This is a genomic window from Clostridium gasigenes (assembly GCF_900104115.1).
GTDB lineage: Bacteria > Bacillota > Clostridia > Clostridiales > Clostridiaceae > Clostridium > Clostridium gasigenes.
Map to the genome: position 1 here is coordinate 141,458 of NZ_FNJM01000002.1, position 15,501 is coordinate 156,958.

At 27.4% G+C, this 15,501-nt stretch carries 11 protein-coding genes and 1 pseudogene; 3 read left to right on the top strand and 9 right to left on the bottom strand.

Annotated features, from left to right (window positions below):
* Positions 1-51 precede the first annotated feature (51 nt).
* From BLS77_RS05655 to BLS77_RS05680, 6 genes are all read right to left on the bottom strand, one after another.
* Positions 52-1,491, bottom strand: coding sequence for an ABC transporter substrate-binding protein (locus BLS77_RS05655; protein ID WP_089966817.1), 1,440 nt, complete (start codon positions 1,489-1,491; stop codon positions 52-54).
* A gap of 199 nt (positions 1,492-1,690) precedes the next feature.
* A complete protein-coding gene (locus BLS77_RS05660; RefSeq protein WP_089966819.1) occupies positions 1,691-4,822 on the bottom strand; it encodes an alpha-mannosidase in 3,132 nt (1,043 codons plus the stop codon).
* Between the two features lie 62 nt (positions 4,823-4,884).
* The gene (locus BLS77_RS05665; RefSeq protein ID WP_089966820.1) at positions 4,885-5,853 is read right to left on the bottom strand and encodes a carbohydrate ABC transporter permease; all 969 of its coding nucleotides are present in this window, start codon (positions 5,851-5,853) and stop codon (positions 4,885-4,887) included.
* A gap of 20 nt (positions 5,854-5,873) precedes the next feature.
* Complete coding sequence (locus BLS77_RS05670) at positions 5,874-6,833, bottom strand: ABC transporter permease (RefSeq protein WP_089966822.1); 960 nt, start codon at positions 6,831-6,833, stop codon at positions 5,874-5,876.
* Between the two features lie 288 nt (positions 6,834-7,121).
* Positions 7,122-8,639: a response regulator transcription factor gene (locus tag BLS77_RS05675; protein ID WP_089966824.1), complete on the bottom strand. Its 1,518-nt coding sequence runs from the start codon at positions 8,637-8,639 to the stop codon at positions 7,122-7,124.
* Positions 8,632-10,374, bottom strand: a complete 1,743-nt coding sequence (locus tag BLS77_RS05680) for a sensor histidine kinase (RefSeq protein ID WP_089966826.1) — start codon at positions 10,372-10,374, stop codon at positions 8,632-8,634. The genes BLS77_RS05675 and BLS77_RS05680 overlap by 8 nt, the downstream gene beginning before the upstream one ends.
* Before the next feature lie 375 nt (positions 10,375-10,749).
* On the opposite strand from BLS77_RS05680, the pseudogene BLS77_RS20525 reads away from it, so the two are divergent.
* The 3 genes and pseudogenes from BLS77_RS20525 to BLS77_RS05690 form a co-directional block, all read left to right on the top strand.
* Positions 10,750-11,082: pseudogene (locus BLS77_RS20525) on the top strand (DUF624 domain-containing protein); the annotation flags it as partial.
* A gap of 126 nt (positions 11,083-11,208) precedes the next feature.
* A complete protein-coding gene (locus tag BLS77_RS20270; protein ID WP_242873959.1) occupies positions 11,209-11,424 on the top strand; it encodes a hypothetical protein in 216 nt (71 codons plus the stop codon).
* A gap of 100 nt (positions 11,425-11,524) precedes the next feature.
* Positions 11,525-12,829 (top strand): glycoside hydrolase family 125 protein, encoded by a 1,305-nt coding sequence (locus tag BLS77_RS05690; protein WP_089966830.1) that lies wholly within the window; start codon positions 11,525-11,527, stop codon positions 12,827-12,829.
* A gap of 162 nt (positions 12,830-12,991) precedes the next feature.
* On the opposite strand, the gene BLS77_RS05695 is transcribed toward BLS77_RS05690, so the two are convergent.
* The 3 genes from BLS77_RS05695 to srtB form a co-directional block, all read right to left on the bottom strand.
* The gene (locus BLS77_RS05695; protein ID WP_089966832.1) at positions 12,992-13,891 is read right to left on the bottom strand and encodes an ROK family protein; all 900 of its coding nucleotides are present in this window, start codon (positions 13,889-13,891) and stop codon (positions 12,992-12,994) included.
* Between the two features lie 57 nt (positions 13,892-13,948).
* The gene (locus BLS77_RS05700) at positions 13,949-14,422 is read right to left on the bottom strand and encodes a hypothetical protein (RefSeq protein ID WP_089966834.1); all 474 of its coding nucleotides are present in this window, start codon (positions 14,420-14,422) and stop codon (positions 13,949-13,951) included.
* 189 nt (positions 14,423-14,611) lie between these two features.
* The gene (gene srtB / locus BLS77_RS05705; RefSeq protein ID WP_089966836.1) at positions 14,612-15,337 is read right to left on the bottom strand and encodes a class B sortase; all 726 of its coding nucleotides are present in this window, start codon (positions 15,335-15,337) and stop codon (positions 14,612-14,614) included.
* Between the last annotated feature and the right edge of the window lie 164 nt (positions 15,338-15,501).

A 15,501-nucleotide genomic window follows, 5' to 3' on the forward strand; every position in this document is an offset into this window, starting at 1 on the left:
AAAAACAAACTCTACGTAAACACATAGAGTTTGTTTTCTTTTGCTATATTTCTACTTAGTCTTTTTCCATTCATCTATTTGTGTTTGCATTTCTGCTATAACCTTATCTAATCCTTGTTCTTTTAACTTATTATTTAATTTTCCTAAGTATTCGTCAATATCAACTGATCCACTATACAGTGTTGCTTTAAATTCTTCTAAAACATTATTTACAGCTGCTATTTCATTACTTACTTTTGATGTATCAAATTTAAACCCTAAAGCTGGTGAACTCTTTGCTGAATTATTAAATGCTCTAAATTCATCCCATTTAGTTAATGGTTCATTACTTAAAACATCTGTAATAAATAAGTTTCCTAATGTGTAATATCCAACTTCATAGTTCTTTCTGTTAGCTTCTATTAATTCAATTTGACCTTCTCCCATTTTGTTATAATGAGTACCTTCAATACCGTAGTTTAATAAATTTCTTAATTCTTTATCAGTATTTAAAAGGTTTAAGAATTCTACTGATTTTTCTTTATTTTTAGAGTTACTTGATACTGCTATCATTGATCCTGTTGTTGATCCATTTGTTATAAATGAATCCATAATTGGAGTTGCTACTACTTCATATTTTAAATCTTTAGACCAAAGAATTTCTGCGTAAGGTTGTCCGTCACCTTTAGTTGCAAATCTCTTAATTGATTTATCATCTTGAGCTGTAGCTGAATCTGCATTTATATATCCTAATTTATAATATTTTCTTAAAGTTTCTAAATCTTTCTTCATTTGATCTGTTTCAAACATATTTTTTATAGTTAAAGTATCATCTCCATGTTCCACTCCAATTGGATCAACTAATTGATCAAAGTATTGTGGTCCGGAGAACCCCTTAGTTATATATAAAGGTACTATATTTGGTTCATTTTCTTTTATAACTTTTAACCACGGTTCTAAATCTTGCAAGGTATGAAGTTCTTTATATGGTATATTATACTTATCTATATATTCTTTAGTAAATACCCACATTGGAGCTGTTGATATTTCTTTTTGGTTAGGTACTGCATATATTTTTCCATCAATAGTTGCTCCATCCCAAAATCTTTGGTCTATTGCAGCCTTCATATCTTTGCCTGTTGTTTCTAAATATTCATTTAATTCTAAGAAACCACCTTTTCTAGCATTACCCAAATAATCTCCAGCCCATGAGCATGTAAATCCTAAATCAAAGTTTTCTCCAGAGTTTATTATAACGCCCATCTTTTGTGTATAATCTCCATAATCAATAAATTGCATATCTATAGTTACATTCATTTTATCTAATAAATATTTATTTGCTTCTTCTTGTACTACTTGTAAATCCTTAGGTTCTGCACCAATTGTGTACCACTTTAGTTTAACAGGTTCATCACTCTTACTTCCTGACGTAGATCCACTGCAACCAGTAAATATACTTGCTGACATAATTCCACAAGCAGCCAAGGCTATTAATTTTTTAACTTTTTTCATTTTATAGTCCTCCCCCTTATTTTTAAACGTTTTAATAACGTTTACAAGATAATTATAATGCATATTTTTATGCTTTTATAGTGAACTTTTTTAATATTTAGTCTATTAATTCTATATAGTTTCCACACCAGTTATGAAAATAATCCCTTACAAATGGAGGACGCGTTTCACGCGCGCCCCCTTGTACATTAAACTTATACTATTTTAACTTAACTTTAAATGTTAATATTTCATATGGCTTAATTGTAAAGTCAATTTTATTTCCAGTTGCATTAATAGTTTCTAAATCTCTTTCCATTAAGTTACATTCACATATTTCTTCAATATCTTTAAAGAATTCTAATGTAGCATTTGTTCTCTTATTATGGAATTCGTACATTCTTACTATTAAGTGGTCTGTATCTTCAGCCTTTTTAACAACTTCTATAATAATATTATTTTTATTTACATTAACTAAGCTTATATTTTCTGCAAGCTTACCTGCATGGGCTTCTTCAACCTTAGTGTATAAAGGTACATTTAGCTCATATGCTCTTTGAGTTGTATCTGCTTCTTTCCAAGTTCCAACATGACTGTATAGTGAATAAGTGAAGTAATGTTCTTCTTTATCAGCTGATGGGTTTGGATCTGAAGTTGATTTAAGTAAGGTTAATCTCATATTACCTTCTTTAATATCATGTCCATATTTACTATTGTTAAGGATTGATACTCCAAAATCTCCTTCTGAAATATCTGCCCATTTGTGAGCGCAAACCTCAAAGCTTGCAACTTCCCATGAAGTGTTATTATGAGTTGGTCTTGTAACATTTCCATATTGTATTTCAAAAGTTGCTTCTGAAGCATTTGTATCAATTGGGAATGCTGCCTTTAATAATATATTTTCTTCTTTCCAATCAATATATGTGTCAAAATCAATTCTTCCAAGGTCATTATATACATAAATTTTTTGTATAATAATTGATTCTAAGAACTTTCTTTCAATCTTTAAAGTACTTCTTACAGGACCTTCTTCTATAACTTCAATATTTTCTATATTATCTATTTTCCACATTTTCTCTTTGTAATATATATCTATATCCCAGTTATCAAAGCACATAGGTTTATCTTCAAATGCTTGAATTTCATTTCCTATAGCTCCATTTTTTAAAATTTCTCTATTTGCTGCTTTATCAATAAATGATATTATTTGTCCCTTATCATCAAACTTAACTGCAAAGAACTTATTTTCTCCACCATTAACAGTTAAACTTACTTTTTCTTCACTAATTTTGCTAGCCTCAACTATTTTAAAAGTTGTATATCCATTAGCTGGGATGTTAGTTGCAAAGAATATGGCCTTATTATCAGCTATTCTTTGACACACTATTTCTTTTCCATTATTATCTACTACTGCTGGGTTTATTATATCTGCTGGCACTTCAAATGTAGCTATATCATTTCTTTCAAATCCTAAAGTATTTGATACAACAACGCTTCTATCTTTTATATTTATTTTAGAAGCTAGATATTCTACACCCTCATTAACTAATTTAGTTCCATTTTCAAGTAAAGCTTTATATTCAACTTCAGTTACATCATAAACTTCCTTAATTGAAGACCCTGGTATTATATCATGGAATTGATTTAATAAAACTGTTTCCCATGAATCTCTTATGCTGTTATATGGATAGTTTTTCCCTCCTAACATTGCAAGTGAATTTATCTTTTCCGCGGATGTATATATGTTTTCACAAGCTCTGTTATCTCTCTTATTTCTAGCCATTGAAGTATATGTTCCTCTATGGTATTCAAGATATAATTCTCCAACCCATTTTGGTAACTTTTTATTTTCTCCAACTTTTTCTTCTAATCTCTTAAAGTAATCTAATGATGTTCCCATTTTAACTCTTGGAGCTCCTGGGATACCTTTAGCTAATCTTCTTCCATTTTCAAGCATTTCTAAAGTAGCACCACCGCCACCATCTCCCCATCCAAATGAAACTAAAACATCATTATTTATGTTTTTATTTTGGTATCTTCTCCAAGATCCCATTATTGCATCTGGTTGAATGTGTCCATTATAAGTTGTGAAGTGAGATTCTTTTTCTTGTCCTGGCCCTGTTGTAGTTATAAAGTGAGTTAATACTTCAGTTCCATCAATTCCCTGCCACCTGAATGTGTCATTTGGGATTTTATTAAATTGATTCCAAGCTATTTTTGTTGTCATAAAATAATTTACATCAGATTTCTTTAATATTTGAGGTATTGCTGCAGAGTAACCAAATACATCTGGTAACCAAAGTATTTCATTATCAACATTAAACTCTTCTTTAAAGAATCTTTTACCATGTAATATTTGTCTTACCAAAGATTCTCCAGATGTTACGTTACAATCAGCTTCAAGCCACATAGCTCCTTCTGGTTCCCAAACTCCTTCTACAATTTTCTCCTTAACTTTCTTATAAAGCTTTGGATGATCTTCTTTTAAGAATTTGTAAAGTTGAGGTTGTGATGACATAAACACATACTCTGGATATTCTTCCATTAACTTAAGAACTGTTGAGAAACTTCTCTCAACCTTTTCTCTTGTTTGTGCAACTGTCCATAACCAAGCAACATCTATATGAGTGTGTCCAACACAAGTAGCAATAACATCTTCATGTCCACATAATGCTCCATAAAACTTCTCATTTAAATAATCGTTTGTAATAATTACACTTTCATCATATTCCTTTGATTTTGGGCGTCTCAAATCAATTAAGTTTATAGCATCATTTAAAACTGTTATCATATCTATTCTGTTTTTATCTTCTTTATCTAACTCCTTGCAAACTCCAACTGGTACTTTCAAGTTGAAATATAGCTCTCTTGCAGCCATATCTATTACTACTAATTTACCATGTAATGTAGCTTTCTTATCTGCAAGCATTCCTGCATATGCATGTAAATCTATTATATATATTGTGCCAGCTACTGCATTATGAGTTAATATAACTTCTCTATGATTTATATCAACACCTTGTATTTGTTCTCCGTTAACATATACACTAAATTGTGGATTTGTTGCATCCCATCCTTCATAAAAGGTATGGAAGTGTAATGCTATAGTTTCTCCCTCAAAGTTTTTTGGAACTTCTACTTCACATTTAAACCAACCATGACAATCCTTACCACCCCAAAGGTCTTCTGTTTTAAATTCTCTCCAGCCATCAGCTGGAGCTTCTTTAATTCCATCTATATTATGATAATTTCCATCTATATACATATATTTTTCAAGTTTAATCGCATCTCTATATACATGCTTCGCTATTTCCTCACAAGTTTTTTCAATTCTTTCTAATAAATAATACATAATTATACACCTCTTATATTCTTATATTTTTGTTTATTCTTATTAATTTACAGTTGAAATTTTTACTCTTTTACTGCCCCAATAGTTAATCCTCCAACAAAATATTTTTGGAAGAATGGATAAGCAAATAAAATTGGTAATGTAGTTATTACTACTATAGCCATTTTAGCCGTTTCTTTTGGCATTTTACTAGCAGCTTCAATTGCTCCAGTTCCCATAGTTGTTGCATTATTTGCCAAGAACTCCATAGAAGTTTCCATCCTTACAAGTAAATACTGCAACGGTATCAGGCTGTTATCATCAATATATAACATAGCATTAAACCAATCATTCCAGAATCCAAGTGTTAAAAATAACCCTATAGTTGCAATCCCAGGCACTGATATAGGTAAAACTACTTTTATAAATGTTACCCACTCTGATGCTCCATCAATTTTTGCAGCTTCCACAATTGCATCTGGTACTGTTGTTTTGAAAAATGTCCTAAGTATTATTATATTAAATGAACTTACACATATAGGAAGTATAAGTGCTAATATATTATCCTTTAATCCTAAACACCTTGTAACTACCAAGTAAGAAGCCACCATCCCACCTGAGAATAACATTGGTATAAATATTAACTTTGTAAAGAATTTTCTATAAATAAAACTCTTTCTTGATAGCGCATATGCGTATGTTGACATTATTGCAAGACCAAGTAAAGTTCCACTTATAGTTACTATTATAGTTATTCCATATGCTGTGGTTATTTGACTACTTGATGTGAAAATATATTTATAAGCCTCTAAACTCCATTCATCTGGCCAAAATTTATATCCATTAATTAGAAGTGATTGCTCACTTGTTAATGAAATTATAAGCACAAATATAAATGGTATTATAGCTATAGCTGCTAAAATAGCAAAGAATATATTTAATCCTACATTTGTCCCTCTTGATACTGAATTAAATCTACTTACCTCCTCTACTGGCTTTTTACTTTTTCTTTTTTTCTTAAATATTGGTTTCCTATTTGATAGCTCTAACATAACGTGTCCCACCTTTCTTTCTAGAAGAATGCATTATCATTATCAATTTTTCTAACTATTCCGTTTGTTACTAGTATTAATACAAGACCTACAACTGATTGGTATAATCCCGCAGCTGAACTCATTCCTATATTCCCTAAGTTCATAAGCCCTCTATATACATAAGTATCTATAACATTTGTTACAGGGAATAATGCCCCTGAGTTTTTAGGTAGATTATAGAATAATCCCATATCCCCTCTAAACATTCCTCCAACTGAAGTTATAAACATTATTATTAATATTGGTTTTAATAATGGAATTGTTATGAATTTTATTTGTTGCCACTTAGTAGCTCCATCAATCATAGCTGCTTCATAATAGGTTTTGTCTATACCACATATCGCTGCTAGATAAACAACTGTTCCATAACCCATAGCTTTCCATTGACTCATAAATATTATTATAAATGGCCAGTATTTAGGTTCTGTGTACCAGGATACTGTATCCATACCAAGGTTTGTTAATATTCCATTTACGAAACCTTGTCCCGGGCTTAAGAAAGCATATAAGAAATAACTAACTACAACCCATGATAAAAAATATGGCAGAAACATTGCACTTTGATAAAACTTTGCTGCTCTTTTATTTAAAATTTCTTTTAGTAGTATGGCTAATGTTACTGGTATGGCTAGTCCAAGTACTATAAATACCAGATTATATGCAACTGTGTTCCTCGTTATAAGCCATGCATCACTACTTTGGAATAAGAATTTGAAGTTATCAAGACCTACCCACTTGCTCGTTATTAAACTTTGCATGAACCCACCATTTATTTTCCAATCCTTAAATGCTACTATAACTCCAAACATTGGTAAATATGCGAATATTAAAAACCAAAGTGCTCCTGGAACTGTCAACAATAGAAGTTCTCTATTTTCTTTTATTTTTTTTAATTTTGATTTTTTATTAACTTTAATTATCTCTACATTTTTATTCATATTATCACTCGCTCCTTTATATATTCTTCTTTGTAAACGTTTCTTTTATTATATAAAATATATCACACCCAACCCGGTCTTTTAAAGTTGATTTTTTTTAGGTTTAGTGTATAAATTAGATATTTATTATTTGTTTAGAAATAACTCATCTAATTTTCCACAAAAAAAAACTCCTGTTAGGGAGCGTAAAATAAATAACTAGTCAAAGATTCTTAGGCTTTTTGGCCCTGCCCGCCTTTGGTGTGTAATAGACAAGGAAGTAAATTTAGTTATTAATTTTACTATTCCTTAGTAATTTTTTATTTCCCTTAAAGTAGATGGACACACCCCATAATACTTCTTAAATTTTCTATAGAAATAACTTGTATCTGTATATCCTACAGCTTTAGCAATATCATTTATTTTCATATTAGTATTTAATATTAACTCTTTAGCCTTAATATTTTTAGTGCTATTTAAGTATTCTGAAAATGAAACCCCTAGCTCTTTTGTAAATACCTGTCCTAAATATGAACTATTTATATTATATTGACAAGCAAGGGTCTTTAAACTAAGCTCTTCATAATATTTTTCATTAACACTTTTCATAATTTGAGATATAACAGGACTATATTTAATTGTGTTTACATTCATTAATAATAAAAGTTCTTCGAGTTCACTAATTAGAAAAGTCTTTACATTATCCCTAGTACTTTCATTGCAAAGTTCCACTATAGTATTGCTTAAGCTATCTTTACTATACTTATTATCAAGCTTAAACTCTTCTGATATTTTATCTGCACAAAATATTATCTTTATTGATAAATCATATATATTTTTAGGAGTTAAATTACAATCATCAAACAACAACCCTATATAATCTTGTAATTTACTATTGTTTTTTTCTATTATTAATTTATTTATTACTTCTATTTCCTTTGAAAAACTTCTTTTATTAGCTTTTATATTACTAACATCTTCTTTGCATAAACAAGCATTAGATCCCTCTGTTAGAATATATTTTTTAAGCTTATTTGCCACACTATAACTTTCTTTTAATTTATCTATACTATCTACTAAATCTCCTACACCAATAAAAATATCAGTATTAAGTTCGTCTAGTAGATTGATCTTTATAGACTGAAAATAATTCATAACATCTTTAATAGTATTATTTTCATTCCATGAATTCACTACTATCACTTGTCCATCATAGTTTTTTATTACCTCACACTTACCATAAGTGTTTTTCTCAATAATATCACTTATATTAATATTTTCTTTATTATCCCTTTGCCCAAAAGTTATACTACTTACTGTATATCTTTTTTCATTTAACCCTATATTAATAACTTGATGTATTTTACTTAACCCAGACTTATCTATCTTTCCATTTATAAATTGAATAAGTTTTCTATTTTTATCTAACAATAAACTTTGTGTTTCTTTTTCCATATTCATTGTATTTACAATTTTTATTAACGCCTCTTCCAACTCTTCTTCATTAATTGGTTTTAATATATAATTTTCCACCTTATACTTCATAGCAGTTTTCGCATATGAAAACTCATCATATCCACTTAATATTATAAATTTAACATTTTCATCTATAGCTTTAATTTGTTTTATAAGTTCAAGTCCAGTTACTTTAGGCATACTAATATCCGTAATTACAATGTTAACAGGATTTTTCCTAAACAGTTCTATTGCACTTATTGCATTATCAGCAGTTTGTATAACTTCTAATCCAATTTTATCCCATTCAATAATCTTTAATAACCCTTGTAATATTAATTTTTCATCATCAACTAGCATAACTTTATACATCTTTATCTACCTCTTTGCATGGTATTTTTATAACAACCATTACACCTTTATTTTTATTATTAATCAATTTTATTCCATAATCTTTTCCATACTTTATCACAATTCTTTCATGAGCATTTAAAAGTCCTATAGATTCCCCAAAATTAATTCTTGTCTTTAGCATTTCATTTATACTTTTAATTTTCTCTTCATCTATCCCAGCACCATTATCATTTATCCATATAACAATATCTTTATTTTCTATTCTTATTTCTATGCTTAGCTTATTATTATCATTCTCAAGTCTTATTCCATGAACAAAGTAGTTTTCTATAAGTGGCTGAATAGTAAATTTAATTATTTCTTTATTTAAAAGCTGTTCATCGCAATTTATAGTATACTCAAATTTTTCATCGTACCTAAATTTGAATATTTCTAAATATTTCTCGCAATATTCTAACTCACTCCTAATAGTTATAATATTTTTTTCTTTTAGTTGCCGTCTAAATAAAAAGGCTAATATATACAACATTTTTCCAACTTCTTTATCCCCATTACAAATAGCTTTCATTCTTATAGATTCTAATGTATTATATAAAAAATGTGGATTAATTTGATTTTGAAGAGCTACCATTTCGGCACTTTTTTGATTTAATTCTGCTAAATAGCTTTTTTCAATATGTTCGTTTAATTTTTTACACATATCATTAAAATTTTGAGAAATATAATTTATTTCATCATTTTCATTAGTTATAGGAATTGGAATATTAAGTTCTCCATTTTTAACCCTCTCCATTGCCAGTAATAAGGTATCTGTTCTATCACTAAGTTTTTTAAGCTTTATATAAAGCACACCTTCTACTATTATAAAAAGTAAAATATCTATAAAAAATAAAGAGCTAAAAAATTCTTTTGGTAAATTTCTCATTTTGACTTCCTGAGTCTTTACTATAGTTACTAATGCCGAGGCATTTACAGCTTTAGTTATATAATAATTTTTATCTAACTGAACTTCTTCCTTAGCCTCCATCACTTTTGAAAAATAAGAATATTTTTCATATTCATAATCATCATTAGAATCATAAACAACATTCTCATTATCATCTAATATCATAACTTCATATTTTTTTTCATAAGTACTAATAATTTTCCTAATTTTACTTAAATCATATGTACATATTATTTCACCTTTAGCTTTAAGTGTTGTTGGCTCTCTTATTTCTCTAATATACCTTATACTATTTTTTTGACATACAATATTAGAAAAGTTATATTCTTCTCCTAAGTAATCCCTTTTATTTTCTTTTACTTTTATTTGATTTCTTCTATTAAACGAGCTCTCTTCATCTCTACTATAACTAATAAATGAAATATTAATCAAAGCGTCATTCATATTAAATGAATCTTTGGTGAATTTTTCAATTCCTTTGTAAAAATACTCATTACTACTAGAAAATTTATCTAATTTTCGCTTTAAATATGTTATCCCATCCACATCTAAGAAATCAATTACATCATTAATAATATATTTATCATCATACATATTTTTAACTATTAAGTTTGTACTATTATTTATGTTATTTATTTCTTCATTTACATCATAGGCAATCTCTTGATTTATGTATAAACTATTTTTTTTAATATTAGTTAATTGTTTTTTTATAATATAAATATCTAAACTTGATATTAAAAAAATTACCATTATCATATAAACACCAAATATTCTTTTATATATCATAGATTTTTTTATACGCATTTCTTCACTCCTCTAACCTTAAGAATGTATAAATAAACAACTATATAAGTTAATATACATATTAAACTCTAGATACCTTAGATCTATACGTCTAGCTGTATTAAATTAATGTAAATTACTAATTAGAACTTATATAGTTTTTTAAATCCCCTATGCTATTTACTGTTTTTTACAACATCTTCTATACTTCGACTCATAATTACATTTAACCATAATTAAAATTTAATGAAAAGGTTTATCCGTATGACATTTTATTGTTTTAGTGGACTTATTTTAGAATACTCTATAATTTGGACATAAAACTTTGAATTTTAACATTAATTATAATATACTTTATTATAATTAAAGTAAACTTTTACATAGGAGGCATTATTCATGGGAGACTTTTTTAGTTTAGATAAAATCTTTGATATATTTAATTATATATTCTGGTTTTTTTTATTGAATCTATTTTTTATGATCTTAAATATACCAAGTGTATCATTCTTTCTCTTCCTCGGAATAAGTAATATTTCTTCATACTTCCCTTTGTTTTTAATATGCTTAATTCCTATTGGCCCATCATTAACATCACTACTATACTGCACTGGGAAATTAATTAGAAATAAAGATTTAAATATTATAAATGATTTTATTAAAGGTTTAAAATTAAATTTTAAACAAGCTACTTTCTTATGGTGCTCTGAACTAATAGTAGTATTTATACTTTATTCTAATATAAAATTTTTCTCCACTTCAAAATATAGTTTAGTTTCAACATGCTTATTTGCCTCACTAACCATTATTCTTTTATTAATGACACCCTATATATATATATTAATAAGTAGATTTACTATGACAAATATGTCCATTGTTAAATCTTCACTTATTCTAGTCTTTACTAGACCAATTATTACTATATCTAATATAGTAATAATTATATTTTCACTTATTTTATTTGAAATGACTCCAGGTACAATAATACTATTTATTTCAAGTATATTTGCATTTTTACTTAGCTTTACTAATAAAGCATTGCTTCTTGAACTAGAAACAACTAAGACATCGTAGCATTTACATAAGGCTCAATCAAATAACAAGTCAAAAAATCTTACTAGTTATTTTTTTGAAGATACCTAACTACAAAACTTATTATACTAGGAGGACTTTTATGACTACTATAACAAATACTAAATTAGAGGTTATTAAATCTACAATAAGCGAAATAGGACAAAACTTAACCAACTCTATAGAAAATGAAAAACTTAAATCTATATTTTTAAATTGTTTTATTAATACAATAGAAACTACAGTTGATGTATCTTTTGATGATGCATTTGTAATAACAGGGGATATTCCTGCTATGTGGCTTCGTGATTCTACCTCTCAAATAGAACACTATTTACCTTTTATTAAAGATCACGTTGAACTTAAAGATATATTTACAGGGTTAATAAAAAGGCAAATGAAATGTATTCTTATAGATCCCTATGCAAATGCTTTTAACAAAGAAGCTAACGGTAAAAAATGGGATAATGATTTAACAAAGGATAGCCCTTGGGTTTGGGAAAGAAAATATGAAATAGATTCATTATGTTACCCAGTTAGACTTACACATAAATATTGGAAAGAATGCGGTGATGCCACTTTCTTTAATGATGAAATAAGAAATGTTTTTAATATTATTATTGATTTATGGAAAACTGAACAAAACCATTTTGAAAAATCTGATTACTCATTCCAAAGATTAAACTGCTCAAAAACAGATACTTTATGCAATGGAGGCCTTGGAAACCCAGTTTCATTTACAGGGATGACTTGGTCTGGTTTTAGACCAAGTGACGATGCTTGCCAATATGGATACTTAATTCCAGCTAATATGTTTGCTACTGTGGCACTAAGATATATAGAAGAAATTTCTGAAGTTATATATAAAGATTTAGAACTTAAAGAAAAAGCTAACTCACTAAGACTTGAAATTGAAGAAGGCATAAAGAAATTCGGTATAGTTCATAATGAAGAATTTGGAGATATTTATGCTTACGAAGTAGATGGCTTAGGCAACTATAACTTTATGGATGACGCTAACGTTCCAAGCCTTTTATCAATTCCATATTTAGAATTTAGAGGAATTGATGATGAAATTTATCAAAACACACGAAAGTTTATATTAAGCAAAAACAATCCATTCTACTATGAAGGTACAGTAGCTAAAGGGATAGGTAGCCCACATACACCACCCCAATATATATGGCATATAGCACTTTCAATGAATGGACTTACAACTAATAATACTCAAAAAATAAAAGATTTAATAAATATATTAATAAATAGCCATGGTGGTACAGGCTTTATGCATGAAGGATTCCACTGCGACAATTCAACCAAATTCACAAGAGATTGGTTTGCTTGGTCTAACTCACTATTTGCACACTTTATATATGATGCTATGATAGAGAAAAAAATTAAATTATAGTTATTAATATACCCATGATCTAAGGCATTATAAAATAAACTTATTACATCATGGGTATATCAAAATTATAGATACCTTTAAAATGAAAATTAGTAATCTACCGAAAGAAAGATAGAGAAATAAATCTCTATCTTTAAATATCATATACAATTATTTAATATACTAATGACGCATGCTAAAGTTATACACTGCACCTATTAAATTAGCATCATTTGAATAAACGCATTTTCTAACAGTTGGCATTATCTTAGCTATTTTTGCTTGTTTTAATATAAGTTCTAGTTTTGCATTTATACAATCTACTAAATCTTCACGATCACTTATAGCTCCCCCGATAACAATTACTTCTGGATCATATACATATTGTAAATTGAATATTCCTAAAGCTAATTTATAATAAAATTCGTCAATTGCTCTTAAGCAATCCTTGTCTCCGTCTTTAGCCATATCAAATATTTTTTTCCCATCAATTTTACTAGTATCTATATTTTTATATTGCGCTACTCTTTTAACAATAGAAAAAGTAGATGCAACTTCACTATAATTTTTGACTATTCCTTTTTCTATATCACTTTCCATTATCATATATCCAAATTCTCCACCATGTAGGTTAGTTCCTAAATGTAATTTCTTATTTTTTATAATTGCTCCACCTATACCTGTTCCACATACCAAAAAAAGTGCATCATTATTATCTTTTGCTGCACCCATCCAAACTTCTGCTAAAGCTGCGCAGTTAGCATCATTTTCCATAGACATATCTAAACCTGTAGCTTTTTTTAATATATTTCTAAAATTAGGTCCATGTATATATGGCACTGCTGATGCTCCATATATTATTCCCTCCTCATTATTAACAGCTCCAGGGCAACTTAAGCCTATCCCCTGTAATTTCATATTCTTTTTATATTTATCTACAACTTCAACTATTTTCGAAATAAGTATATCAAAGTCTTCTTTTGGTGTTTTAAACGATCCCTTGTCTAATATTTCTCCTTGTTCATTTACAAGTCCAAATTTAACTGAAGATCCTCCAATGTCAAAAGCAATATAATTTTTCATTTTTATTTCCCCCTATATATTTATCAACTACCCACCATTACTTATCTATTAAAATATTCATACTCTCCTTATTCTTGAGATATAATCTAGTAATTCTTCATTTAACACTAACTCATAAATCTTTGTGGTAGCTGACTCTTTTAATATAATCACTTGCTTATCACACTTTTCATATTTCTTAGTATAAACTTTTGATATTTTTGTGCCCTTATATCTATTTTGATTAAAATCATTTAAGCTTATAGGTATTTCTGCCTTATTAAGCTCTATACACTTTACTAATTTTCTTCTTTTTTTGTTTGATATTTTAAATATATCTAACTCATTATCTGTTATTCCATATTCATATTCTACATATATATTTAAAGTTGATATATAAATAATAAAATATAATACTATAAGTCCTATTGAAATTAAGCTACTAATAAATATATAACTTATTGTAGCGGCTATTAATATTCCATTTTTTATATTATTAACTAAAGATAATATTTTCGGATTATATCCATCTATAAACTGTTCATAATACATTTTAAAACCTCCATTATTTGGAACTTGTTATACTATATTAAAAATAGCAATACATTTCAAATATCGTTTACATATATTATTATAAGTTTTATTTTTTTAATGTTGTAGTGTATAAATTATATTTTAACTGTATAAACTCTAATCTTATTAAATTGAAGATAACCCTACCTATTGATTTATGTCATCCATTTACTCCAATTGTTTTCCATTAACCATAATTCTAGCATCATTAAATTCAAAACTACATGTAGTCAATGTTATAATTTTATCCTTTTCGCCTATATCTAATTTGTTTAAATGTAGTGATTTTACTTCTAATTTATTTAAATAAGTTAGATATGATTCTTTATTTGCAAAGTTATATTCTAAATATTCTTCTTTTGCATCGGTAACATATACAGAAAATATTTCATATCTTTTTATTTCATTATTACTCTTTAAAGTAATTATTTTATTTTTTTCAAAGAAATCCTGATTTTTAAATTTAGTTAAATTATTAAACATTGTTTTATTTTTCATATTATGTCCATAAATAATTATATTTGAATCATCTTTAATATCATTTCTATAATCCATAAAAATACTTCCTGAACTACTCTTTTCTTTTGTAAAATCATTATATAAGTAAAAATCATTATTATTACCTTGAACTACTGGATAATCAATATTTGTGCCTTCTACTGTAATCCATCCCACATAATCGTTATTCTTATTTTTAAAATTTTGATATAAATTATCTACTTTCACCTCTTCTGTTTCTATTTCATTTATTTCTGTTTCATCTATTTCCATCTTTTCTATTCTAATTTTCTCATATTTATTAGAATCATAAATATATCTATATATTTTTGCCACTACTTTATATGCACAAAAAAACAATATTAGTATTAATATTATATTTATTATTTTTTTCATTATTACACTTCTCCTATTAATTAAAATAAGGCATTGTAAAATAGATTAAATTTTAATTATTAATGCCTATTACTACAACTGAATGTAATTTATATATATATTTATTATACATATCTTTTTTTAATATATAACATTTATTCCTTTTTATTCCCTTGAATTTTCTG

Excerpts from the sequence above, each read along its gene's own strand:
- BLS77_RS05680 (WP_089966826.1), bottom strand. The coding sequence starts at position 10,374 with ATGCGTATAAAAAAATCTATGATATATAAAAGAATATTTGGTGTTTAT.
- BLS77_RS05695 (WP_089966832.1), bottom strand. The coding sequence starts at position 13,891 with ATGAAAAATTATATTGCTTTTGACATTGGAGGATCTTCAGTTAAATTT.
- BLS77_RS05700 (WP_089966834.1), bottom strand. The coding sequence starts at position 14,422 with ATGTATTATGAACAGTTTATAGATGGATATAATCCGAAAATATTATCT.
- BLS77_RS05670 (WP_089966822.1), bottom strand. The coding sequence starts at position 6,833 with ATGAATAAAAATGTAGAGATAATTAAAGTTAATAAAAAATCAAAATTA.
- srtB (WP_089966836.1), bottom strand. The coding sequence starts at position 15,337 with ATGAAAAAAATAATAAATATAATATTAATACTAATATTGTTTTTTTGT.
- BLS77_RS05675 (WP_089966824.1), bottom strand. The coding sequence starts at position 8,639 with ATGTATAAAGTTATGCTAGTTGATGATGAAAAATTAATATTACAAGGG.
- BLS77_RS20270 (WP_242873959.1), top strand. The coding sequence starts at position 11,209 with ATGACAAATATGTCCATTGTTAAATCTTCACTTATTCTAGTCTTTACT.
- BLS77_RS05660 (WP_089966819.1), bottom strand. The coding sequence starts at position 4,822 with ATGTATTATTTATTAGAAAGAATTGAAAAAACTTGTGAGGAAATAGCG.
- BLS77_RS05690 (WP_089966830.1), top strand. The coding sequence starts at position 11,525 with ATGACTACTATAACAAATACTAAATTAGAGGTTATTAAATCTACAATA.
- BLS77_RS05655 (WP_089966817.1), bottom strand. The coding sequence starts at position 1,491 with ATGAAAAAAGTTAAAAAATTAATAGCCTTGGCTGCTTGTGGAATTATG.
- BLS77_RS05665 (WP_089966820.1), bottom strand. The coding sequence starts at position 5,853 with ATGTTAGAGCTATCAAATAGGAAACCAATATTTAAGAAAAAAAGAAAA.